19 protein-coding genes are annotated in these 22,278 nt (G+C 67.7%); 7 read left to right on the top strand and 12 right to left on the bottom strand.

Features of this window, described 5'->3' with window-relative positions:
• Window positions 1-63: 63 nt before the first annotated feature.
• Complete coding sequence (locus LGR54_RS11285) at window positions 64-735, bottom strand: GntR family transcriptional regulator (protein ID WP_230362042.1); 672 nt, start codon at window positions 733-735, stop codon at window positions 64-66.
• A gap of 226 nt (window positions 736-961) precedes the next feature.
• On the opposite strand from LGR54_RS11285, the gene LGR54_RS11280 reads away from it, so the two are divergent.
• The 6 genes from LGR54_RS11280 to LGR54_RS11255 all read left to right on the top strand — a co-directional run bounded on the left by LGR54_RS11280 (window position 962) and on the right by LGR54_RS11255 (window position 8,686).
• Window positions 962-2,590 carry an ABC transporter substrate-binding protein gene (locus LGR54_RS11280; protein ID WP_230362041.1) on the top strand — a complete coding sequence of 543 codons (1,629 nt, stop codon included), beginning with the start codon at window positions 962-964 and terminating at the stop codon, window positions 2,588-2,590.
• A gap of 340 nt (window positions 2,591-2,930) precedes the next feature.
• Window positions 2,931-3,956, top strand: a complete 1,026-nt coding sequence (locus tag LGR54_RS11275) for an ABC transporter permease (protein ID WP_370638181.1) — start codon at window positions 2,931-2,933, stop codon at window positions 3,954-3,956.
• 25 nt (window positions 3,957-3,981) lie between these two features.
• Complete coding sequence (locus tag LGR54_RS11270; protein ID WP_214011141.1) at window positions 3,982-4,857, top strand: ABC transporter permease; 876 nt, start codon at window positions 3,982-3,984, stop codon at window positions 4,855-4,857.
• Window positions 4,858-4,889: 32 nt separating this feature from the next.
• The gene (locus LGR54_RS11265; protein WP_230362039.1) at window positions 4,890-6,602 is read left to right on the top strand and encodes an ABC transporter ATP-binding protein; all 1,713 of its coding nucleotides are present in this window, start codon (window positions 4,890-4,892) and stop codon (window positions 6,600-6,602) included.
• Window positions 6,603-6,697: 95 nt separating this feature from the next.
• Window positions 6,698-7,678 carry an HlyD family secretion protein gene (locus LGR54_RS11260; RefSeq protein WP_230362038.1) on the top strand — a complete coding sequence of 327 codons (981 nt, stop codon included), beginning with the start codon at window positions 6,698-6,700 and terminating at the stop codon, window positions 7,676-7,678.
• Window positions 7,679-7,693: 15 nt separating this feature from the next.
• Window positions 7,694-8,686 (top strand): FUSC family protein, encoded by a 993-nt coding sequence (locus LGR54_RS11255; protein WP_230362037.1) that lies wholly within the window; start codon window positions 7,694-7,696, stop codon window positions 8,684-8,686.
• Window positions 8,687-8,701: 15 nt separating this feature from the next.
• On the opposite strand, the gene LGR54_RS11250 is transcribed toward LGR54_RS11255, so the two are convergent.
• The 6 genes from LGR54_RS11250 to LGR54_RS11225 all read right to left on the bottom strand — a co-directional run bounded on the left by LGR54_RS11250 (window position 8,702) and on the right by LGR54_RS11225 (window position 13,091).
• The gene (locus tag LGR54_RS11250; protein WP_230362036.1) at window positions 8,702-9,034 is read right to left on the bottom strand and encodes a (2Fe-2S) ferredoxin domain-containing protein; all 333 of its coding nucleotides are present in this window, start codon (window positions 9,032-9,034) and stop codon (window positions 8,702-8,704) included.
• 63 nt (window positions 9,035-9,097) lie between these two features.
• Window positions 9,098-9,826, bottom strand: coding sequence for an amino acid ABC transporter ATP-binding protein (locus LGR54_RS11245; RefSeq protein ID WP_214011146.1), 729 nt, complete (start codon window positions 9,824-9,826; stop codon window positions 9,098-9,100).
• A complete protein-coding gene (locus tag LGR54_RS11240) occupies window positions 9,804-10,463 on the bottom strand; it encodes an amino acid ABC transporter permease (RefSeq protein WP_230362035.1) in 660 nt (219 codons plus the stop codon). The genes LGR54_RS11245 and LGR54_RS11240 overlap by 23 nt, the downstream gene beginning before the upstream one ends.
• Before the next feature lie 10 nt (window positions 10,464-10,473).
• Window positions 10,474-11,145, bottom strand: coding sequence for an amino acid ABC transporter permease (locus LGR54_RS11235; protein ID WP_230362034.1), 672 nt, complete (start codon window positions 11,143-11,145; stop codon window positions 10,474-10,476).
• Between the two features lie 389 nt (window positions 11,146-11,534).
• Complete coding sequence (locus LGR54_RS11230) at window positions 11,535-12,332, bottom strand: transporter substrate-binding domain-containing protein (RefSeq protein WP_230362033.1); 798 nt, start codon at window positions 12,330-12,332, stop codon at window positions 11,535-11,537.
• Between the two features lie 3 nt (window positions 12,333-12,335).
• Entirely contained in the window at window positions 12,336-13,091 is a 756-nt protein-coding gene (locus LGR54_RS11225) for a GntR family transcriptional regulator (protein WP_230362032.1), read from the bottom strand.
• 52 nt (window positions 13,092-13,143) lie between these two features.
• Between LGR54_RS11225 and LGR54_RS11220 the strand changes: the two genes are divergently transcribed.
• Window positions 13,144-13,995: a pYEATS domain-containing protein gene (locus LGR54_RS11220; RefSeq protein WP_230362031.1), complete on the top strand. Its 852-nt coding sequence runs from the start codon at window positions 13,144-13,146 to the stop codon at window positions 13,993-13,995.
• Between the two features lie 15 nt (window positions 13,996-14,010).
• Here the strand turns inward: LGR54_RS11220 and scpA are convergent, their stop codons facing one another.
• The 5 genes from scpA to LGR54_RS11195 form a co-directional block, all read right to left on the bottom strand.
• On the bottom strand, window positions 14,011-16,167 hold the full coding sequence (scpA, locus tag LGR54_RS11215; RefSeq protein WP_230362030.1) for a methylmalonyl-CoA mutase: 2,157 nt from the start codon (window positions 16,165-16,167) through the stop codon (window positions 14,011-14,013).
• 64 nt (window positions 16,168-16,231) lie between these two features.
• Window positions 16,232-16,597: a hypothetical protein gene (locus LGR54_RS11210; protein WP_230362029.1), complete on the bottom strand. Its 366-nt coding sequence runs from the start codon at window positions 16,595-16,597 to the stop codon at window positions 16,232-16,234.
• A 44-nt stretch (window positions 16,598-16,641) separates the two neighbouring features.
• Window positions 16,642-18,498, bottom strand: a complete 1,857-nt coding sequence (locus LGR54_RS11205; protein WP_230362028.1) for a methylmalonyl-CoA mutase subunit beta — start codon at window positions 18,496-18,498, stop codon at window positions 16,642-16,644.
• Between the two features lie 12 nt (window positions 18,499-18,510).
• Entirely contained in the window at window positions 18,511-20,526 is a 2,016-nt protein-coding gene (locus LGR54_RS11200; protein WP_230362027.1) for an acetyl/propionyl/methylcrotonyl-CoA carboxylase subunit alpha, read from the bottom strand.
• A gap of 9 nt (window positions 20,527-20,535) precedes the next feature.
• Entirely contained in the window at window positions 20,536-22,068 is a 1,533-nt protein-coding gene (locus tag LGR54_RS11195) for an acyl-CoA carboxylase subunit beta (RefSeq protein ID WP_230362026.1), read from the bottom strand.
• Window positions 22,069-22,278 lie beyond the last annotated feature (210 nt).

Below are 22,278 nucleotides of genomic sequence, written 5' to 3'. Positions count from 1 at the left end.
GGCAGCCTGTTGACACATTAGGCTTTCCCCGGGCGAGGGCAGGGGGGCGGCGGCCGGTACGGCTCAGTTGGCCTGCCGCCGGGAGGCGGGCGAGGGGGCGAGCTGCTCGAAGGCGTCCTCGACCAGGCTGACATGATGCAGCATGGTGGCGTGGGCGGCGGCGGCGTCGCCGGTCAGCACCGCCCGCATCACCGCCCCGTGCTCGGCATGGGAGAGCGCCAGCCGGCCGGGCGCGCGGAACTGCGCGTGGCGGAACGGCGCCAGTCGCCGGCGCAGCGTCGCGGTCATCTCCGCCAGCACCGGATTGTGCGAGCCGGCATAGAACAGCGTATGGAAGCTGACATTGGCGGCGGCGTAGGCCTCGACGTCGTCGCGCACCACCATGTCGGCCATGCCCTCATAGAGGGCGCCGAGCCGCCGCCGCTCGATCGGCGTCATGCTGAGCGCCGAGAGCCGGGCACAGGTGGCTTCCAGCTCGCCCATGGCGACGAACAGCGTTTCTAGCTGCTGCGAGGTGATCTCGGCGACGATGGCGCCGCGGCGCGGGCGCAGCTCGATCAGCCCGGTGGTGGCGAGCTTGCGCAGCGCCTCGCGAACCGGCGTGCGCGAGGTGCCGTAGCGGGCGGCCAGCATGTGTTCGTCGAGGCGTGTACCCGGTTCCAGCGAGCCGTCGATGATGGCGTCGGCGATCTCGCCGGCCAACTTCTCGGTGCGCGTCTGCCGTTCGTCGGCCATGCGGGAATGCGCCTGCTCGCAAGGGGAACTCGCCTGTACCGCAAGTCATGGCATGAATCGCCATGCGCATACAGCACAGAATTTCAGCGTCCATGACGGCAATTTAAGCACGCAAGATTCAAAAATTGCATGCACAATATTTCCTGAGAGTACAGCAGCATCGCCCGTTCATCGCCGCCGGCTTGTCGTTGTCCGCGCCCGGCGTCATTCCTCGGAGCCTCGCCTCATGAATCGTCGCGAATTCCTGAAATCCGCATCGGTCCTCTCCTCGGTTGCCGCTGCCGGCGTCGCGGCGCCGGCCGTCTGGTCGTCGGCACGTGCGCAGTCGGCGCGGGCCGAGACGCTGCTGCTGGTCAGCGAAGCCGGCCCGAACAATCTCGACATCCACGGCGTCGGCACCAACCGTCCCGGCTATGAGGTGGCGTGGAACTGCTACGACCGGCTGATGAGCTACGGCACCAAGACGCTGGCGGACGGTTCGGTGAGCTACGACCAGAACAAGCTGGTGCCCGAGCTCGCCGAGGGGTGGGACGTCTCGGCCAATGCCGCCACCTTCAAGCTGCGCAAGAACGCCACCTTCCATGACGGCTCGCCGGTCACCGCGCAGGACGTGAAATGGTCGTTCGACCGCGCGGTGTCGGTGGGCGGCTTCCCGACCTTCCAGATGAAGGCCGGTTCGCTGGAAAAGCCCGAGCAGTTCGTGGTGGTGGACGATCACACTTTCCGCGTCGACTTCATCCGTCCCGACCGGCTGACAATGCCGGACCTCGCGGTGATCGTGCCCTCGGTGTTCAACTCCAAGCTGGTGCAGTCCAAGGCTACCGAGCAGGACAAATGGGGCATGGAGTTCACCAAGCAGAACACCGCCGGCGGCGGCGCCTACAAGGTGGCGAAGTGGACCTCCGGCACCGAGGTGATCTTCGAGCGCAACGAGAGCTGGGCCTGCGGCCCGATGCCGTCGATCAAGCGGGTGGTGTGGCGCATGGTGCCGTCGGCCGGCAACCGCCGGGCGCTGATCGAGCGCGGCGACGCCGACATCTCGTTCGATTTGCCGGCCAAGGACTTCGTCGAGCTCGACAAGGCCGGCAAGGTGAAGGTGGTGTCGAACCCGGTCAGCAACGGCGTGCAATATATCGGCATGAACGTCACCAAGCCGCCCTTCGACAAGCTGGAGGTGCGCCAGGCGGTGGCCTACGCCATTCCCTACCAGAAGATCATGGACGCGGTGCTGTTCGGCCTCGGCAAGCCGCTCTACGGCGCGGCCTCCAACAAGGTGAGCCAGCCGGTGTGGCCGCAGGCGCATGGCTACAACACCGACATCGCCAAGGCGAAGGAACTGCTGGCCAAGGCCGGCTATCCCGAGGGCTTCGAGACCACGCTCTCCTTCGACCTCGGCGCGGCCGTGGTAAACGAGCCGCTCTGCACGCTGGTGCAGGAGAGCCTCGGTCAGATCGGCATCAAGGTGACGCTGAACAAGATTCCGGGTGCCAACTGGCGCGGCGAGATCACCAAGAAGGAGATGCCGCTGATCGCCAACTTCTTCTCCGGCTGGCTCGACTACCCGGAATACTTCTTCTTCTGGGGCTATCACGGCCAGAACGCGGTGTTCAACACCATGGGCTACAAAAGCGCCGAGATGGACAAGCTGATCGACGGCGCCCGTGCCACGGCGGCGGCGGGCGACTGGCCGGCCTATGACAAGGACGTCACCGGCTTCATCGACCTCGCCTTCGCCGACATGCCGCGCGTGCCGCTGTTCCAGCCCTATCTCAACGTAGCCATGCAGAAGTCGATTGCCGGCTACCAATACTGGTTCCACCGGCAACTCGACTACCGCACGCTGCGCAAGGCGTAGGGACGGGTAGCTTTCTTAGCTTTCCCTCTCCCCGTCCGAACTCGGCTGTTGCCGAGTTCGGGGCCGGCGGGGTCGAAGCCGGAAACATCCGGCTTCGACGGAGAGGTGGCCCGCGCAGCGGGTCGGCGAGGGGGGCGACATTGGGAGGCCAAGAAGGCCCCTCTCCCCGTCAGTCGCTCCGGGCCATGCTGTTGCTTGGCTGTCTGCTGGGTCGGAGGCGTCTGAAGGGGCGTCCGTAAAACAAAACGCCGATCCGGTCAGCGTTCGGCCGGTTAGATCTTCTATCCGGTCGGTCTTTCCTATCCCACCCTTCGCGTCGCCGGATCCACCCGTCCATCCCATGGAGGTGCGCGTGCTCAAGCAGATTGTCCGCCGCCTCGGCACCGCGGTGCCGAGCCTTATCGGCGTCGTCATCGTCACCTTCCTGCTGACGCGGGTGCTGCCCGGCGACACAGCCGCCTATTTCGCCGGGCCGGCGGCGACCCCGCAGGCCATCGCCGAGATCAAGACCAAGCTCGGCCTCGATCAGCCGCTGTTCGTGCAGTTCCTCGCCTATGTGAAGGACCTCGCCACCGGCAATCTCGGCATGTCGCTGACCACCGGCCAGCCGGTGTTCGAGGATATCCGCGCCCGGCTGCCGGCCTCGGCGGAACTGACGCTGCTCGGGCTGATCCTCTCGGTCGCGGTGTCGGTGCCGCTCGGCATCCTCGCGGCGGTGCGGCAGGGCTCGTGGATCGACCATCTGTGTCGGGTGGTGGCTACCGCCGGCGTGTCGCTGCCGGTGTTCTTCACCGGGCTGCTGCTGGTCTATGTGTTCTACTACAAGCTCGGCTGGGCGCCGGCGCCGATGGGGCGGCTCGACTTCATCTATTCCGCGCCGGACACCGTGACCGGCTTCTACCTGATCGACAGCCTGCTCGCCGGCGATTTCGAGTTGTTCCGCGCCGCCTGGTCGCAGATCTGGCTGCCGGCGGTGACGCTCGCCATCTTCTCGCTCGCGCCGATCGCCCGCATGACCCGCGCCTCCATGCTCTCCGTGCTGGCCTCGGATTTCGTGCGCACCGCGCGGGCGAGTGGGCTGAAGCCGTCCAAGGTCGTGATGGGTTATGCGTTCCGCAATGCGCTTTTGCCGGTCATCACCACGCTCGGCATGGTGTTCTCCTTCCTGCTCGGCGCCAATGTGCTGGTGGAGAAGGTGTTCGCCTGGCCGGGCATCGGTTCCTACGCCATCGAGGCGCTGATCACCTCCGACTATGCGCCGGTGCAGGGCTTCGTGCTCGCCATGGCCATTCTCTACGTGCTGCTCAACCTCGCGATCGACATCCTGTACGGGCTGGTCGACCCGCGCGTGCGCATCGAAGCCTGAGGAGGGTGCCATGAGGGGGAAAGCCATGAGCCTTGCCGCCACCGACGCCGCGCCGAAGGACAGCCTGTTCTCCCACGCCCGGCACATCGTCGCCGAAAACCCGGTCACCGGCATCGCTTTCGGCCTGTTCGCGCTGTTCGCTTTGGCGGCGCTGATCGGCCCCTATGTGGTGCCGCACGATCCGCTGGCGAGCAACACCTCGGCGGCGTTGCAGCCGCCGTCCGCCACCTACTGGTTCGGCACCGACCAGCTCGGGCGCGACATCTTCTCGCGCGTGGTCGTGGCGAGCCGGCTCGACATGATCATCGCCGTCGCCTCGGTGGCGCTGGTGTTCGTCGCGGGCGGCTTCGCCGGCATCGCCTCCGGCTATTTCGGCGGCTGGACCGACCGCATCGTCGGGCGCGTCTCCGACACCATCATGGCCTTCCCGCTCTTCGTGCTGGCGATGGGCATCGTGGCGGCGCTCGGCAACACCGTGACCAACATCATCATCGCCACCGCGATCATCAACTTCCCGCTCTATGTGCGCGTCGCCCGCGCCGAGGCCAATATCCGCCGCGAGGCCGGCTTCGTGCAGGCGGCGCGACTGTCCGGCAATTCGGAGATGCGCATCCTGCTCGGCCACATCGCGCCGAACATATTGCCGATCATGATGGTGCAGGTGTCGCTCACCATGGGCTACGCCATCCTCAATGCGGCGGGGCTGTCCTTCATCGGCCTCGGCGTGCGCCCGCCCACCCCGGAATGGGGGATCATGGTGGCGGAGGGCGCCTCCTTCATCATCTCCGGCGAATGGTGGATCGCCTTCTTCCCCGGCGTGACGCTGATGCTCGCCGTGTTCTGCTTCAACCTGCTCGGCGACGGTTTGCGCGACCTCGTCGATCCGCAGCGGCGCACCTGAGGGAGGCGGCGATGAACATTCATGCGGGAAACATGTCTGCGGGTGTCAACAACATGCAGCCGCCCTTGCTGGAGGTGCGCGACCTCACCGTCGAGTTCGCCACCCGCCGCGGCACCGTCCAGGCGGTGAAGCAGGTGGACCTGACGCTGGCCAAAGGCGAGACGCTGGGCATTGTCGGCGAATCCGGCTCGGGCAAGTCGGTCACCTCCTATGCGGTGATGCGCATCCTCGACCGCGCCGGCCGCATCGCCGAGGGAACGATCTCCTTCGGCGGCGTCGACATCGGGGCCGCCTCGGAGAGCCAGGTGCGGGCGCTACGCGGGCGGGAGATGTCGATGATCTTCCAGAACCCGCGCGCGGCGCTGAATCCGATCCGCAAGGTCGGCAAGCAGATCGAGGACGTGCTGATCGAGCACGTGCAGGCGCAGCCCTCCGACGCGAAGGAGAAGGCTATCGAGGTGCTGAAGGCGGTGCGCATCGCCCGACCGGAGGAGCGCTACCACGCCTATCCGTTCGAACTGTCCGGCGGCATGTGCCAGCGCATCGTCATCGCGCTGGCGCTCGCCTGCCGGCCGCAATTGCTGATCGCCGACGAGCCGACCACCGGCCTCGACGTGACGACGCAGAAGGCGGTGATGGACCTCGTGGTCGAGCTCACCCGCGAGCGCAACATGTCCACCATCCTCATCACCCACGATCTCGGGCTCGCGAGCGCCTATTGCGACCGGGTGATGGTGATGGAGAAGGGCAAGGTGGTGGAGACCGCCAATGCCGAGGCGGTCTTCCGCGCCCCGCAGCACGCCTATACCCGCAAGCTGATGCGGGCGACGCCGCGCAAGGGCGTCACCCTGCGCGACCTGCTGCCGGAAGATGCCGCGCCCGTCGCGTTGACACCGGCGATGCCGGTGGAGGGCGCCGGCACGCCGCTGCTGGTCGTCGAGAACCTGGTGAAGGAATATCCGCGCCAGACGCCGGCGACCGGTCTTGCCGGGGCCTTCGGCATCAAGGGCGCGGCGGCCGACCCGTTTCGCGCGGTGGACGACATCAGCTTCTCGGTGGCGAAGGGCGAGAGCCTCGGCCTCGTCGGCGAGAGCGGCTGCGGCAAGTCCACGACCTCGATGATGCTGATGCGCCTTCTCGACCCGACCTCGGGGCGCATCGTGTTCAAGGGCGAGGAATTGTCCGCCATTCCGGCCAAGCGCTTCGCCGGCTCGAAATGGCGTTCGCGCATCCAGCTGGTGTTCCAGGACCCGACCGACAGCCTCAACCCGCGCTACACCGCCGCCCGCGCCATCGCCGACCCGCTGCTGCGGCTGGGGTCCGGCCTGTCCGGCAAGGCGCTGCGGGCGAAGGTGGAGGAACTGGCCGGCCTCGTCGGCCTACCGGTCCACCTGCTCGACCGCTTCCCGCACCAGCTGTCCGGCGGGCAGAAGGCGCGCGTCGGTATCGCCCGCGCCATCGCGCCCGACCCGGATCTCGTCATCCTCGACGAGCCGACGGCGGCGCTCGACGTCTCCGTGCAGGCGGTGGTGCTGAACCTGTTGCAGGACCTGAAGCAGCGGCTCGGCATGAGCTACATCTTCGTCAGCCACGATCTCGAAGTGGTGCGCATGCTGTGCGACCGGGTGATCGTGATGCGCACCGGCCGCATCGTCGAGGAGGGCGCGACGGAGGCGATTATGGCGGCGCCCAAGGCCGAGTACACCCGCGAATTGCTGGCCTCGATCCCGCATCCGCCGATCTGAGCAGGAGCGGGTGGGGGGCGGACCGGCGGCGGATTGAGCTTCGCCGTCAAAGCCGCGATGATGCCGGCGCCCCGGCGCCGGAGATTCGTCCCCTGATGTTCACTGCCCTGCTGCGCCATCCGGTGAAGCTCATCATCGGCGTCGTGCTGGTGCTGTTCGCCGCCTACGAGGTCAGCGTCCGCTTCCTCGCCTATACCGCCGATGCCTATGTGATGAGCGACATCATCGTGGTCTCCTCGGAGATCGAGGGCCCGGTCTCGACGCTGGCCGTGCAGAACAACCAGAAGGTTGCCGCCGGCCAGCTGCTGTTCGAGATCGAGAAGACCCCCTATCAGCTAAAGGTGCAGCAGACGCAGGCGGCGGTGCAGCAGGCCGAGGCTGACTTGGAACTGGCCAAGGACGAGGTTGGCTCGGCCCAGGCCGGCGTCGCCTCGGCGCAGGCGGTGCTGACCAATGCGCAGGCGCAGCTCGGCCGGGTGAAATCGCTGTCGACCGAAGGCTTCTCGCCCGAGGCGACGCTCGACGTCGCCACCCGCGACGTCGCCACCGCCACCGCCAATGTGCAGACCGCGCAGGCGGCACTCGCTGTGTCGAGCCGGCGGGTGGCGGTGGCCGGCGCCACCATCGCGGCGGCCAAGGCCGATTTAGACAAGGCCCAGTACGACTTCTCCAAGACCACGATGGCGGCGCCTGAGCCGGGCCGCATCGCGCCCTTCACCATCCGCCAGGGCGACTATCTGAAGACCGGCACCGAGGTGCTGGCGGTGGTGACCGACCGCCGCCCACGCGTGGTCGCCAACATCCCCGAGCGCCATCTCGCCCGCATCCGCACCGGCCAGCGCGTCTGGCTGACCCTCGGTTCCGACCCGTGGGTGCTGCATTACGGCCGGGTGAGCGGCATCGCCGCCGGCATCTCCCGTTCGCCGGACAACCCGCAAGTGGTGCCCTATGTCGAGCCGACCACCGACTGGGTGCGGCTGCCGCGCCGCTTCCCGATCGAGATCGAGCTCGACGACTGGCCGGCCGATCTCGCTCTGTTCTACGGCGCCGATGCCCGCGCGCTGATCTGGTTCTGAGCCGGGGGCCGGGCGATGGACGACGTCACCCGGCAGGCCCTCGCCACCGCCTCGGGAGTGCTCGCGGCGGTATATATCTCGCTCGCCATGGGGCTGGCCGATCCCTATTGGGCGGCGCTCTCGGTGATGATCATCGCCAATGTCGACCGCGACCAGCTGTTCACCAAGGGCGTGCTGCGCATCGCCGGTACCTTCATCGGCGTCACGCTGGGCTATGTCGTCGGTCAGTGGGTGGAGGGGCTGCAACTGCCGCAGGCGGCGCTGGTGATGATCGCCGCCGGCATCGGCACCTATGGCCGCCAGCGCAGCGCCTATGGCTATGCCTGGTTCTACGGTGCTCTCACCTTCGCGCTGGTGATGCTCTACACCATGGTCCAGCCGCAGGACCTCTACTCGTTCGCCTGGTACCGCTGCTACGAGATCGTCATCGGCGTCACCTGCGGTACGTTGGCGAACTGGGCGCTGGGTCCGAGGGCGGGGGAGCTCGGCCATATCGTCGCCGCGGCCACCGCCACCACGCCGGAAAGCGCGCTGAAGCAGTCCTATATCGCCGCGCTCGGCGCGCTGGTGATCATCCTCGCCTGGACCTTCTTCAACCTGCCGCAACTGCCGCAGGTGCTGATCTCCAGCCTGATCATCATCGACGCCGATCCGGCGGCCAGCCGCCATCGCGGCTACCAGCGCATCATCGGCTGCATCATCGGGGGCACCGCCGGGCTGGCGGTGATCGCAATCGACGCCACCGAGGAATGGTGGTGGGCGACCATGCTGTTCCTCGGCGTATTCCTGTGCGCGCGCATCCATCTCGCCAAATCGGCGCAGACCTATATCGGCACCCAGTCGGCGATCGCCTATCTCGTCACCCTGGTGTCGACCGGGCCGCCGACCACCCTCGACCCGCCGGTGGAGCGGCTGGTGGGGATCATCATCGGGGTGAGCATCATGACCACGCTGGTCTGGGCGCTGAATGCCAGGCAGATCGCCGCCGAGAAGGCGGCCGACGGCTGAGCCTCACGCCGAGCCTCACGCGCCGCGCGGCGGGGCGATCTCGTCGAGCAGCGTGGCGAGGTCGTCGCCGCGCCGCACCAGCCGCCAGCGCTCAGGGGCGCCGGCCGGCACCACGACGGCGGCGCCCTTCGGGCAGACGCCGAGGCAGTCGACCTCGACAACCGCCACGCCGGCCCCCTTGCGCCGGGGCTTCTTCATCGGATTGCCGCCCTCGCGATGGGCGACCGCGCCGCGCAGCGCCGGCGCGAGGCGGTCGCCGCCATCCGCACCGAAGCCCTTCTTGAGCTTCTTCGCGCATTTGCGGCAGACCAGCACCACGTCGGTCCAGTCGGAGGCGATCGGCTTCATCGGGCGGGTTTTCATCGCGCCCGATGTGCCATGGCGGGAGACGCTTGGGAAGCGCGCCGCGCCTCAGTGCGTCACGCCGAGGAACTGCTTGAGCTCCGGCGTCTTCGGATTGGCGAACACCTCTTCCGGCGGCCCGATCTCATGCACCCGGCCCTGATGCATGAACACCACGCGCGAGCACACGTCGCGGGCAAAGCGCATTTCGTGCGTCACCATCAGGAGCGTCATGCCTTCCGAGGCGAGCTCCTTCACCACCGCCAGCACCTCGTTGACCAGTTCCGGGTCGAGGGCCGAGGTGATCTCGTCGCAGAGCAGGGCGATGGGCTGCATGGCCAGCGCGCGGGCGATGGCGACGCGCTGCTGCTGGCCGCCGGAGAGCTGGTCCGGATAGGCATCGAACTTGTGGCCGAGCCCGACCCGCTCCAGCATCTTCTTGGCCATCACTTCGGCCTCGGCCTTCGGCGTCTTCTTCACCACCATCTGCGACAGCATGACGTTGCGCCCGGCGGTGAGGTGCGGGAACAGGTTGAAGCCCTGGAAGATCATCCCGACCTTGAGGCGCAGCGCCTTCAGATGCAGTTCGTCCGGCAGCAATTGCGCGCCGGCTACCGAGATCGAGCCGTCGTCGATGGTCTCCAGCCCGTTGATGCAGCGCAGCAGCGTCGACTTGCCGGAGCCTGACTTGCCGATGATGGCGATGACCTCGCCCGGCTCGACGTCGATATTGATGCCCTTGAGCACTTCGTTGTCGCCGAAGCGCTTCTTCACCTCAGTGATTTCGATGAGCGACATTGAGCTTCCTCTCGAGGATCTGGGAAGACTTGGACAGCGGCCAGCACAGGCAGAAATAGATCAGCGCCACGAAGCCGTAGACGGTGAAGGGCTCGAAGGTAGCGTTGGTCACCATGGTCCCGGCCTTGGAGAGCTCCACGAAGCCGATGATCGAGGTGAGCGCCGTGCCCTTCACCACCTGCACCGAGAAGCCGACCGTGGGCGGCACCGCCACCCGCAGCGCCTGCGGCAGGATCACCCAGCGCATCTGCTGCAGATAGCCCATGCCGAGCGAGGACGACGCCTCCCACTGGCCCTTGGCGACGGATTCGACGCAGCCGCGCCAGATCTCGGCGAGGAAGGCGGCGGTCCACAGGATCAGCGCTACGGCGGCCGCCAGCCAGGCCGGCACGTCGATGCCGAACAGGCCGAGGCCGAAAAAGGCGAGGAACAACTGCATCAGCAGCGGCGTGCCCTGGAACAGCTCGATATAGGTTCTGGCGAAGGCCGGCCCGAGCCGCCCCTTGCCGATGCGCGCGAACAGCAGTGCCACGCCGACGAGGCTGCCGCCGACGAAGGAGACGATGGAGAGCAGCACTGTCCAGCGCGCCGCCAACAGCAGGTTGCGCAGGATGTCCCAGGTGGTGAAATCGTTCATCGCCGTCTCCTCACCGTGCCGTTCGCCGCGGGAAGATCGTCCAGCCGAGCCCGCGCAGCAGCTGGCGCAGCACGATGGCCAGCGCCAGGTAGATCAGCGTCGCGGCGAAATAGGTCTCGAAGGCGCGGAAGGTGCGCGACTGGATGAAGTTCGCCGCGAAGGTGAGATCCTCCGCCGCGATCTGCGACACCGCCGCCGAGCCGAGCATGACGATGACGATCTGCGACGACAGCGCCGGCCAGATGCGTTGCAGCGCCGGGACGAGCACGACATACCAGAAGGTCTGGATGCGGCTCATGCCAAGGCTGGCGCCGGCTTCGAACTGCCCGCGCGGCGTCGCCTGGATGCCGGCGCGGATGATCTCGCAGCCATAGGCGCCGAGATTGATCACCATGGCGAGGTTGGCGGCCGGCAATTCCCCCATGCGTAGCCCGAGCGCCGGCAGGCCGAAGAAGATGAAGAACAGCTGGATCAGGAACGGCGTGTTGCGGATCATCTCCACATAGGCCGCGACGATGGGCTTGAGCCATCCGGGACCGAGCACCCGCGCCCAGGCGCAGGCGATGCCGAGGCTGACCCCCAGTACGCCGCCGACCAGGGTGAGCTCGACGGTAATGCCGATGCCCTTGAGCAGCACCGGCCAGTAATCGGCCAGCCAGCCGAAATCGAACGCGTAGTTCATGCCACTGAACTCCCGCTGGTGGGGTGATGTCGGGAAAGTCCTCGCCCCTTAGGGAAAAGGATCAGGCGATGGGGAGGCGGGTAGCCCGCTCTCCCCGCCTCGAACTCAGCTGTTGCCGAGTTCGATCTTTGATAGGTCAAACCCGGCAACAGCCGAGTTTGATGGAGAGGGGGTAGGGTGAGGGGCCTTCGACGCTTCCCAATCGCGCCGCTCCTTACCAACCCGCTGCGCGGGCCACCTCTCCACCGGAGCCGGATATTTGCGTCGGTCTTGCCTGACCCGAACCCGGCAACAGCCGGTTTCGGGTGGGGAGAGGTCAAGGGGGCGATCGGACCTGCGAGCGATGGGGCGCCTTCAGGTCAGTCCGGACGATCGGCCCCCGAAGCCGCTCACAGATCGGCGGGCAGCTTGGTGCCGAGCCACTTCTCGGAGATGGCGTCCAGCGCGCCGTCCTTCTTGGCGGTGGCGATGATGCCATCGACCTTGGCGAGCAGCGCCGGCTCGTTCTTGTTGAGGCCGATATAGCAGGGCGAGTTCTTGATCAGGAACTTGATCTCCGGCTTCTTCGGCGGGTTGCGCGCGAGGATGGCGGCGGCGACCACGTTGCCGGTGGCGATGACGTCGACCTGCCCGGACAGGAAGGCGGAGATGGTGCCGTTATTGTCCTCGTAGCGCTTGATGGAGGCGTCGGCGGGGGCGACCTTGGTCAGCTCGAGGTCTTCCACCGCGCCGCGGGTCACCCCGATGGTCTTGCCGGCGAGATCCTTCGCCTCCTTCACCGCCACGTCGGCCGGGCCGAACACGCCGTTGAAGAACGGCGCATAGGCGGCGGAGAAGTCGATGACCTTCTCGCGCTCCGGGTTCTTGCCCAGCGAGGAGATGACGAGGTCGACCTTGTTGGTCTGGAGATAGGGGATGCGGTTGGCGCTGGTCACCGGCACCAGTTCCAGCTTCACGCCCAGCTTGTCGGCGATCAGCTTGGCCACGTCGACGTCATAGCCCTTGGGGGCCATGTCGGCGCCGACGCTGCCGAAGGGCGGGAAGTCCTGCGGCACCGCGATGCGGATGACCTTGCCCGCTTCGATGGTGGCGAGCGCGTCGGCATGCGCCGGCTGGATCAAAGCAGGCAGCGCCTGCGCGGCGACGACGGCGCCGGCAAGCAAAGCGAGCAGGGTGCGGCGGTTCATGGATCAGTCCTCTTTGGTCGATGGATGATGATGCGCATGCGGTGCCGCGGCGCCGTGGGCGTGCGGCATGGAAGGGGCGACGTCGCTGAAGGTCGAGGGAACCAGCAGTTCGCGCAGCGAGGCGAGCGGGTCGGGCTTGGCGGAGAGGTCGAGGCCAGCCTCCACCTTGCCGATGTGCTCGTCCATCAGCCGGGCGGCGCCGGCGAGATCGCCCGCCTCCATCGCCGCGACGATGTCCTCGTGGTCGTGGCTGGATTCCTCGGCCTTCTCCGTCGGCTGGTAGAGCATGGAGATCAGCGTGGTGCGGGCGGTGAGGTCGCGGATGATCTCGGTGAGCAGCCGGTTGCCCAGCGCATCGGCTAGGTGGATGTGGAAGTCGCCGAGCAGGCAGGCGCGCGACGACACGTCGCCCGTCTCGATGGCCTGCCGCTCGATCGCGACATGCTCCTTGAGGCTGGCCAGCACCTTGGGCGGCACCTCGCGCACGGTCTGCAACAGCCCGGTCTCGATGACGCGGCGGGTCTGGAACGCCTCGCGCGCCTCGTCGGCGGAAGGCTCGACCACGAACCAGCCGCGCCGGGCGCTCACCTGCACGATGCCGCGCGTCTCCAGCCGCATCATTGCCTCGCGTACGCGGGTGCGGGAGACACCGAACAGATCGGCGAGCTTCTGCTCGCCGAGCCGTGTGCCGGGCGGGATGCGGCCGGCCAGGATGGCGGAGAGGATCGATTCCTCGATATTGGCGGTAGACGGGTTCATCACGCTGGGCTCACAGGCTTGTATACAAAGCTTGTAAGCAATCGTTGTGCCAATGAACCGGTGTCGCAACCTATTGCGAGGACGATCGATCCATATACAATTTATGAGGGTATTTTCTCATCTGCCGGGGGGCAGTTCCGTGGACAATGTCAGAGCCGTCGCCGCTGCGGCCTATGCCGGTTGGCAGAAGTCGCTCAACAAGCCTTTCATCATCATCGCCGTGATGTGCCTCATCGTCGCCGCTGCGGAAGCTTTCGGCCGAATCGCCGGCGACGGATCGAAGGTCAGCATCCTCATCGCCCTTGCCATCGTCACTTTGCTGGCGCCGAAGATCGAGTCGTTTTCCTTCGGTTCGGACGGAGTGAAGGCGGCGCTTGCCAAGATCGACACCAACAACATTGCCGCCACCACCGAGGTGGACAGCAACATCAATGTGAAGCTCGATCAGCTCTTCCGCGAGGTCGCGTCGCTCAAGGCGATGCTCGCGCCGCCCGGCGAGACGCCGCTATCCGAGGCGCTGCCGGAATTCGTCGAGCCGCCGCCGCCGATTCTGGCAAACGATCCCAACAAGGGTCGATTTGGAGGCAATGAGCGGCAGAATGGTCGCGTTTTGAGCGCGACAGTCGAGGAATCCATGCTGAATGGCGATTGGTGCAAGCTCACTTTGGCGGTGCGCCCGGCCAGGGGCGCGCAGCCTGTCACTGGCAAGGTCGTGTTCTACCTGCACGATTCCTTCTCGCCGGACCGCTACACGATCAATGCTGATCGTGGCGAGGCGGTGCTGACGCTGCGTTCCTACGGCGCCTTCACCGCCGGCGCCATCGTCGATGGATCGACGATGCTCGAACTCGATCTGGCGGAAAGCCCCAATGTCCAGGCTCCCGATGCCTGGAGGACGCGCTGAGGAAGATGCGGCGCGCTACTCGGCCGCTGCCCGGCCATGCCCGAGCCGGCGGCTGATTGCCTCGATGAGCTCTTCCGCCGCTTCGGCGATCACCGTGCCGGGCGGGTAGATCGCCTCGGCGCCAGCGGCGCGCACCGCGTCATAATCCTGCGGCGGCACCACGCCGCCGACCACGATCATGATGTCGCCGCGCCCTTCCGCCTCCAGCGCCGCCTTCACCTGCGGCACCAGCGTGAGATGGCCGGCCGCCAGCGACGAGATGCCGATGACGTGCACGTCGTTCTCCACCGCCTGCCGCGCCGCCTCCTCGGGGGTGGCGAAGAGCGGGCCGATGTCGACGTCGAAGCCGAGATCGGCGAAAGCGGAGGCGATCACCTTCTGGCCGCGGTCGTGGCCGTCCTGGCCGACCTTGGCGACGAGGAGGCGTGGGCGCCTTCCTTCCTCGTTCTCGAAGGTCTCGACCCGCTGGCGCACCGCCGCCACCTTGTCGCTCATGGCACCCGCTTCCCGCCGATAGATGCCCGACACCGCGCGGATTTCCGCGCGATGCCGGCCGAAGACGCTCTCCAGCGTATCGGAAATCTCCCCCACCGTCGCCCGCGCCCGTGCGGCGTCGATGGCGAGCGCCAGGAGGTTGCCGCCGCCGGCCGCGCCATTGCGCAGGGCGGCGAGCGCGGCGTCGAGCGCCTGCGGATCGCGCCCGGCCTTCAGCTGGCGCAGCTTGTCGATCTGGGCGGCGCGCACGGCCGAATTGTCGACCTTGAGCACGTCGATGGGCGTCTCGCTCGCCGGCCTGTACTTGTTGACACCGACCACGGTCTGCGCGCCGGCGTCGATATGCGCCTGCGTGGTCGCCGCCGCCTCCTCGATGCGCAGCTTGGGAATGCCGGCCTCGATGGCCTTCGCCATGCCGCCGAGCGCTTCTACCTCGGCGATGTGCGCGCTGGCCCGCGCCGCGAGATCGGCGGTCAGCTTCTCCACATAGAAGGAGCCGCCCCACGGGTCGATGGCGCGGGTGGTGCCGCTCTCCTGTTGCAGCAGGATCTGGGTGTTGCGGGCGATGCGGGCGGAGAAGTCGGTCGGCAGCGCCAGCGCCTCGTCGAGCGCGTTGGTGTGCAGCGATTGGGTGTGGCCTTGGGTGGCTGCCATCGCCTCGACCATGGTGCGCATGACGTTGTTGAACACGTCCTGCGCGGTCAGGCTCCAGCCGGAGGTCTGCGAATGGGTGCGCAGCGGCAGCGACTTGGGGTTCTGGGCGCCGAGATCGGCCATCAGCTTCGCCCAGATCAGCCGGGCGGCGCGCAGCTTGGCGACCTCCATGAAGAAGTTCATGCCGATGGCCCAGAAGAACGACAGCCGCGGCGCGAAAGCGTCGATCGGCAGGCCGGCCTTGACGCCGGCGCGGGCATATTCGAGCCCGTCCGCCAGCGTGTAGGCGAGCTCCAGGTCCTGCGTCGCCCCGGCTTCCTGCATGTGGTAGCCGGAGATCGAGATCGAGTTGAAGCGCGGCATCGCCGATGACGTAAAGGCGAAGATGTCGGAGATGATCCGCATCGAGGGCGCCGGCGGGTAGATATAGGTGTTGCGGACCATGAACTCCTTGAGGATGTCGTTCTGGATGGTTCCCGAGAGCTGGGCCGGCGTCACCCCCTGTTCCTCGGCGGCGACGACATAAAGCGCCAGTACCGGCAGCACCGCGCCGTTCATGGTCATCGACACGCTCATCCGATCGAGCGGGATGCCGGCGAACAGAGTGCGCATGTCGAGGATGGAATCGATGGCCACCCCGGCCATGCCGACATCGCCGGCGACGCGCGGATGGTCACTGTCATAGCCGCGATGGGTGGCGAGATCGAAGGCGACCGACAATCCCTTCTGGCCGCTGGCGAGATTGCGCCGATAGAAGGCGTTGGAATCCTCCGCCGTGGAGAAGCCGGCATATTGCCGGATCGTCCAGGGCTGGGTGGCGTACATGGTCGGGTAGGGACCGCGCAGGAACGGCGCCAGGCCGGGATAGCTGTCGACGAAGCCGAGCCCGGCGAGGTCGTCCGGGCCGTAGCTGCCCTTCACCGCAATGCCTTCCGGCGTCATCCAGTGGGCAGTGCCGGAACTCGGCGCGGCGAGCGCCGGCCGGCGCCAGTCGAGGCCGGAGAAATTCGGAACGCGGCTCATCCTGTCGTCTCCTTCGACACCGGGCGCGCCGCTCGTGAGCCGCGACCGCCCGAATCCTGCCGGCCTAGCTTTGCCGGCTGGCCACCCAGGCGCCCGAACAGGCCGGCTTGGGTGTCTTCCATTCGCCCGAGGCGTGTTCGCCCCGCACCAGTCCGGTCGCCAGCACGTGCTGGCCGCCATGGGCGATGTCCATGGCGATCCGGCCACCGGGGCGGATGTCGCCCGTCGCCTTCACCGGCCACATGCCGGCATAGGTCACGCGGCCCTTCTTCACCGACAGCTTGAAGCCGTAATTGGTGCCGCAGCGGCCGTCTTCCACCGAGGTCTGCACTTTCCACACGCCGTCATGGGCGGTCTGCTCGGAGGCGGACGCCGCGCCGCCCGCCAGCAGTGCCATCCCCAATACCATCCTGCCGACCATCCGCTTCATGCCGTTCCCCTTCGCCGTGACGCCATCCGTCTCGCTCGACCATACTACCCGAATACGGCAGTCGGGACGTGTGACAGTCGCAGTGCGTCGAGCACGTCGCAGCCGGCGAAGATGAAGCCGTCGACGCCGGCCGCCCGCAGCCCGGCTTCCTGCTCGGGCAGCCGCCCGGCGAGCCACAGGCGATCGGCGCCGGCTTGCTTCAGCGCCCGCGCGGCCGCCTCCGCCCGCTCCGCATAGGTGCCGTCCGACCCGCACAGGCAGGCGAGCCGCGTGCCGGAGGCGCGGAAGGCGGCGACGAGGGCGGCCTCGTCGGCAAAGCCGTCATTGCCGGGGGCGGCGATGCCGCCGGCCTCGAACAGGTTTTTCGCGAAACCGGCCCGCGCCGTGAAGTCGGCCGGCGTGCCGAGATTGGCGAGGAACACCGAGGGAGCCGGTTCGGCCCGTGCGGCGGCGGCGCGCAGCGCCTCGAAGGGTTCGGCGAGGCGGTGCGGGACCAGCGGCTCGACCAGCAGCGCGCCCTCGGCGGGGGGCGGCGCATCGAGGAGCGGCAGCGGCGCCAGCACGGCCGGCACGGCGGCGCCGAGCAGCGGGAATTCCGAGGTGCCGGTGATCGGCGCCTTGCGGGTGGCGATGTCCTGCGCGCGGGCGGCGCGGGCCTGTCCGATCTGCCGCTGCAGGCTGCCCGATTGCAGGGCCTCGACGATCCCGCCTTCCTTCTCAAAGGCGCGGAACAGCTCCCACGCGGCGGCGGCCAGCTGCTGCGTGCGCTCCTCCACCGCGCCGGCGCCGGCGGCGGGATCGGCGACGCGGTGGATGTTGGCTTCCTCGATGAGGATCAGCTGGGTGTTGCGGGCGAGCCGGCGGGCGCTCGCATCCGGTAGGCCGAGCGCTTGCGTGAACGGTAGCACGGTGAGGCTGTCGGCTCCGCCCGTCCCGGCGGCGAAGGCGGCGATGGTGCCACGCAGCAGGTTTGTGTGCGGGTCGAGCCGGGTGAGGCTGCGCCAGGCGGTTTCCATGTGGATGGCGAGCGGCGGCGGGCTGGCGACGCCGCAGGCCTCCAGCGCCGCCGCCCAGACGAGGCGCAGCGCGCGCGGCTTGGCGAGGGTGAGGAACTGGTCGACATCGGCCACCAGCGTCGCCTCGATCAGCGGCGCGGCCTCCTCGATGGCGAGGCCGGAAGCCTCCAGCGCCCGCAGATAGGCGACGGCGGTGGCGAGCACGCTCGCCAGTTCCTGTGCGTCGGTGGCGCCGGCGGCGTGGTACGGGCGTCCGTCCGCCCGCACCATCGGCGCGGTGAAGCCGCGCAGCCGCAGCGCCGAGACGGTCTGGGCCAGGCGCAGCGACAGGCTGTCCCATTCCAGCGGCGAGGCGCCAAGCGCGGCGAGGTCGCCGATGGGATCGAGGCCGAAGCGGATGTCGAGCGTCCCGGGATCCTGCGTGTCGAGCAGCGATGCCAGCGCCAGGGCGATGTCGCGGCCCTGGAAGCGCCCGGCCTCGACGCGCAGGGTGACGAGATCGGCCATCACTCCGTCAAGCGTGGCGGCGATCGCCGCGCGCGTCACCGGCAGGCCGAAGCCATGTGCCGAGGGCGCGCCGGCGAAGACGAGGGCGAGGCCGTCGGCGCCGTTGGTGAGGTCGTCCAATGCCTGGGCATTGGCGGTGGCCGGGTCGCCATGGTCGATGCGGGTCAGCACCTTCCATGGCGCGCCCGACGGCCGGGCGGCGACCAGCCCGGCCTCGACGCGGCGCGGCGGCAGGGCGTCGAGCGCCAGCCCGTCATAGGTGCGGGTGACCATGCGCCGTTCATAGGGCGCGCCCTTGAGCACGCCCTCGACCAGCTTGAGCCAGTCCGCGCGGGTGGCGGCCGGCAGGGTGGCGAGGTCGAGATCGAGGGGATCCATGGCGGGCTGTCCTCAGGCGAATTCGAGGATGACGGCGTCGACGGCGAGGCTGTCGCCGGCCTTGGCCAGCACCTTCTTCACCGTAGCGTCGCGCTCGGCGCGCAACACGTTCTCCATCTTCATCGCTTCGACGATGGCGAGCGCCTCACCGGCCTTCACCTCCTGCCCCTCCGCCACCGCGATGGAGACCACCAGCCCCGGCATCGGGCAAAGCAGCTGCTTGCCGCTGCCGGCGTCCTGCTTCTCCGGCATCAGCGCGGCGAGCTCGGCCTCGCGTTCGGTATAGACCACTGCCGCCACCGCCACGCCGCGATGGCCGAGCGCGACGCCGTTGAGGCGCGGGCGCACCTGCACGCTGATCCGCTCATCGTCGAACGTCCCGTGCCACACCGGCTCGCCCTGCTTCCAGCCGGAGCGCAGCTCATAGGTACCGGTGGCGCGCCCCTCATCGTCGAGGAAGGTGACGATGAAGCCGCCGGCGGCGCGGTCGACCTCGCAGGACAGCGACAGATCGCCGAGTCGCACCACCCGGCGATGCTCGAACACCACGCTGCGCCCGGGCAATTGCTGGGAGATCGTCCGCTTGCGGGCGTTGCCGATATTGTCGATCACCGCCGCCACCGCCGCCAGCCGGTGGGTGAGGGCGGGGGTGAGCGCGGCGCCGGAAAAGCCGCCCTTGTATTCCTCGGCGATGAAGCCGGTCGACAGCTGGCCCTCGCGCCAGCGCGGGTGGTCCATCAGCGCCGACAGGAAGGGGATGTTGTGCTGGATGCCGTCGAGGGCGAAGGCGTCGAGCGCGTCCGCCTGCGCCTCGATGGCGGCGAGGCGCGTCGGCGCGTGGGTGATCAGCTTGGCGATCATCGGGTCGTAGAACAGCGAGATCTCGCCGCCCTCATAGACGCCGGTGTCGTTGCGCACGGTCACCCCGTTCTCGACCCGCTCGGCCGGCGGCCGGTAGCGCGTCAGCCGGCCGATGGAGGGCAGGAAGTTGCGATAGGGGTCCTCGGCATAGACGCGGCTCTCCACCGCCCAGCCCTTCAGCTTCACGTCGTCCTGCGCGATGGCAAGCTTTTCGCCGGCGGCGACCCGGATCATCTGTTCGACGAGGTCGATGCCGGTGACGAGCTCGGTCACCGGATGCTCCACCTGCAGGCGGGTGTTCATCTCGAGGAAATAGAAGGACTTGTCCTGCCCGGCGACGAACTCCACCGTGCCGGCGCTGTCATAGTTCACCGCCTTGGCCAGCGCGACGGCCTGCTCGCCCATCTTGCGGCGTGTGGCCTCGTCGAGCAGCGGCGAGGGCGCTTCCTCGATGACCTTCTGGTTGCGGCGCTGGATCGAGCATTCGCGCTCGCCGAGATAGATGACGTTGCCGTGCTTGTCGCCCAGCACCTGGATCTCGATGTGGCGGGGATCGACGATGAACTTCTCGACGAACACCCGGTCGTCGCCGAAGGAGGACTTCGCCTCCGAGCGGGCGCGGTCGAAGCCGTCCTGCACCTCGTCGCGGGAATGGGCGATGCGCATGCCCTTGCCGCCGCCGCCGGCCGAGGCCTTGATCATCACGGGATAGCCGATCTCGTCGGCGATTTCTGCCGCCTGCTTGGCATCCTCGATCACGCCGAGATAGCCGGGCACGGTGGAGACCTTCGCCGCCGCCGCCGCCTTCTTGGATTCGATCTTGTCGCCCATCGCCTCGATGGCCCCCGGATTGGGGCCGATGAAGACGATGCCCGCCTTCGCCAGCGCCTCCGGGAAGGCGGCGCGCTCGGAGAGGAAGCCATAGCCGGGATGCACCGCCTCGGCGCCGGTCTGCTTGGCGGCGGCGATGATCTTGTCGATCAGCAGATAGGACTGCGCGGCCGGCGCGGCGCCGATAGGCACGGCCTCGTCGGCCATCGCGACATGCAGCGCGTCCTTGTCGGCATCGGAATAGACCGCCACCGTCTTGATGCCCATACGGCGGGCGGTCTTGATGACGCGGCAGGCGATCTCGCCACGGTTCGCGATGAGGATCTTACGGAACATGGATGAGCCTCACAGCGGCAGGTTGTCGTGCTTCTTCGCCGGCGTCTCGACATGCTTGGATCTGAGCATGGCGAGTGCGCGGGCGATGCGCTTACGGGTCGAACGGGGGGCGATCACCTCGTCGATATAGCCGCGCTCGGCCGCCACGAAGGGCGAGAGGAAGCGAGCCTCATATTCCTTGGTCCGCGCGGCGATCTTCTCGGGATCGTCGATATCGGCGCGGAAGATGATCTCCACCGCCCCCTTGGCGCCCATCACCGCGATCTGCGCCGTCGGCCAGGCATAGTTGACGTCGCCGCCGACATGCTTGGACGCCATCACGTCATAGGCGCCGCCGAACGCCTTGCGGGTGATGACGGTGACCAGCGGCACGGTGGCCTGCGAATAGGCGAACAGGAGCTTGGCGCCGTGCTTGATCAGTCCGCCATATTCCTGCGCCGTGCCGGGCAGGAAGCCGGGCACGTCGACGAGGGTGAGGATCGGGATCTCGAAGGCGTCGCAGAAGCGCACGAAGCGGGCCGCCTTGCGCGAGGCGTCGCTGTCGAGCACGCCGGCGAGCACCATCGGCTGGTTGGCGACGATGCCGACCGTGCGCCCCTCCACCCGGCCGAAGCCGGTGACGATGTTGCCGGCGAAGGCGGCCTGGATCTCGAAGAAATCACCCTCGTCGACCACCTTCCCGATCAGCTCCTTGATGTCGTAGGGCTTGTTCGGATTGTCGGGGACGAGCGTGTCGAGCGAGGCATCCAGCCGCTCGCCATCATCGAAGCTCGGCCATTGCGGCACGCCGGACTGGTTGTTGGCCGGCAGGAAATCGATCAGCCGCCGCATCTGCAAGAGCGCCTCGACATCGTTGTCGAAGGCGCCGTCGGCGACCGAGGATTTCGAGGTGTGCACCTTGGCGCCGCCGAGTTCCTCGGCGGTGACCGTCTCGTTGGTGACGGTCTTCACCACGTCCGGACCGGTGACGAACATGTAGGAGGTGTCGCGCACCATGAAGATGAAGTCGGTCATCGCCGGCGAATAGACGTCGCCGCCGGCGCAGGGGCCCATGATCAGCGAGATCTGCGGGATGACGCCGGAGGCGGTGACGTTGCGCTTGAACACCTCTCCATAGCCGCCGAGCGCGGCGACGCCTTCCTGGATGCGCGCCCCGCCAGCATCGAACAGGCCGATGATCGGCGAGCGCGTCTTCAGCGCCATGTCCTGGATCTTGGTGATCTTGGCGGCATGCGCCTCGGACAGCGAGCCGCCGAACACGGTGAAGTCCTTGGCGAAGACGAAGACCTGCCGCCCGTTCACCGTGCCCCAGCCGGTGACGACGCCGTCGCCGGGGATCTTGTTGGCCTCCATGCCGAAATCGGCGCAGCGATGCTCGACGAAGGTATCGAATTCCTCGAAGGAGCCACTGTCGAGCAGCAGCTCGATGCGTTCGCGGGCGGTGAGCTTGCCGCGCTTGTGCTGGGCGGCGATGCGCTTCTCGCCGCCGCCGAGGCGGGCATTCGCGCGGCGCTGGTCGAGTTCGTCGAGGATATGCTTCATGGCACGCACCTTCTCCGGGGCGCCAACCGAAGAGTCGGAAGGGCGCCCGCTCGCTTCGCCACTTCTAAGCCCTTGTGACCCGCACGATAAGCTGTGAAAATGCGGATCGTAAAACTGTAAAAATTTCACAAGATCGACGGGCGGGGAGCGCAAGCCCGCCAGCTCCCTCCGCACGTGGGAGCGGGCAGGGCGGACGGATGACACCGTTTC

This window comes from Ancylobacter sp. Lp-2, assembly GCF_020523795.1.
Lineage (GTDB): Bacteria > Pseudomonadota > Alphaproteobacteria > Rhizobiales > Xanthobacteraceae > Ancylobacter.
The sequence above is the reverse complement of the archived record's forward strand: the minus strand, read 5'-3'. Positions and strand labels throughout refer to the sequence as shown.

Coding starts and splice junctions, on each gene's coding strand:
- LGR54_RS11285 (WP_230362042.1), bottom strand. CDS start 735: ATGGCCGACGAACGGCAGACGCGCACCGAGAAGTTGGCCGGCGAGATC.
- LGR54_RS11280 (WP_230362041.1), top strand. CDS start 962: ATGAATCGTCGCGAATTCCTGAAATCCGCATCGGTCCTCTCCTCGGTT.
- LGR54_RS11275 (WP_370638181.1), top strand. CDS start 2,931: ATGGAGGTGCGCGTGCTCAAGCAGATTGTCCGCCGCCTCGGCACCGCG.
- LGR54_RS11270 (WP_214011141.1), top strand. CDS start 3,982: ATGAGCCTTGCCGCCACCGACGCCGCGCCGAAGGACAGCCTGTTCTCC.
- LGR54_RS11265 (WP_230362039.1), top strand. CDS start 4,890: ATGTCTGCGGGTGTCAACAACATGCAGCCGCCCTTGCTGGAGGTGCGC.
- LGR54_RS11260 (WP_230362038.1), top strand. CDS start 6,698: ATGTTCACTGCCCTGCTGCGCCATCCGGTGAAGCTCATCATCGGCGTC.
- LGR54_RS11255 (WP_230362037.1), top strand. CDS start 7,694: ATGGACGACGTCACCCGGCAGGCCCTCGCCACCGCCTCGGGAGTGCTC.
- LGR54_RS11250 (WP_230362036.1), bottom strand. CDS start 9,034: ATGAAGCCGATCGCCTCCGACTGGACCGACGTGGTGCTGGTCTGCCGC.
- LGR54_RS11245 (WP_214011146.1), bottom strand. CDS start 9,826: ATGTCGCTCATCGAAATCACTGAGGTGAAGAAGCGCTTCGGCGACAAC.
- LGR54_RS11240 (WP_230362035.1), bottom strand. CDS start 10,463: ATGAACGATTTCACCACCTGGGACATCCTGCGCAACCTGCTGTTGGCG.
- LGR54_RS11235 (WP_230362034.1), bottom strand. CDS start 11,145: ATGAACTACGCGTTCGATTTCGGCTGGCTGGCCGATTACTGGCCGGTG.
- LGR54_RS11230 (WP_230362033.1), bottom strand. CDS start 12,332: ATGAACCGCCGCACCCTGCTCGCTTTGCTTGCCGGCGCCGTCGTCGCC.
- LGR54_RS11225 (WP_230362032.1), bottom strand. CDS start 13,091: ATGAACCCGTCTACCGCCAATATCGAGGAATCGATCCTCTCCGCCATC.
- LGR54_RS11220 (WP_230362031.1), top strand. CDS start 13,144: ATGAACCGGTGTCGCAACCTATTGCGAGGACGATCGATCCATATACAA.
- scpA (WP_230362030.1), bottom strand. CDS start 16,167: ATGAGCCGCGTTCCGAATTTCTCCGGCCTCGACTGGCGCCGGCCGGCG.
- LGR54_RS11210 (WP_230362029.1), bottom strand. CDS start 16,597: ATGAAGCGGATGGTCGGCAGGATGGTATTGGGGATGGCACTGCTGGCG.
- LGR54_RS11205 (WP_230362028.1), bottom strand. CDS start 18,498: ATGGATCCCCTCGATCTCGACCTCGCCACCCTGCCGGCCGCCACCCGC.
- LGR54_RS11200 (WP_230362027.1), bottom strand. CDS start 20,526: ATGTTCCGTAAGATCCTCATCGCGAACCGTGGCGAGATCGCCTGCCGC.
- LGR54_RS11195 (WP_230362026.1), bottom strand. CDS start 22,068: ATGAAGCATATCCTCGACGAACTCGACCAGCGCCGCGCGAATGCCCGC.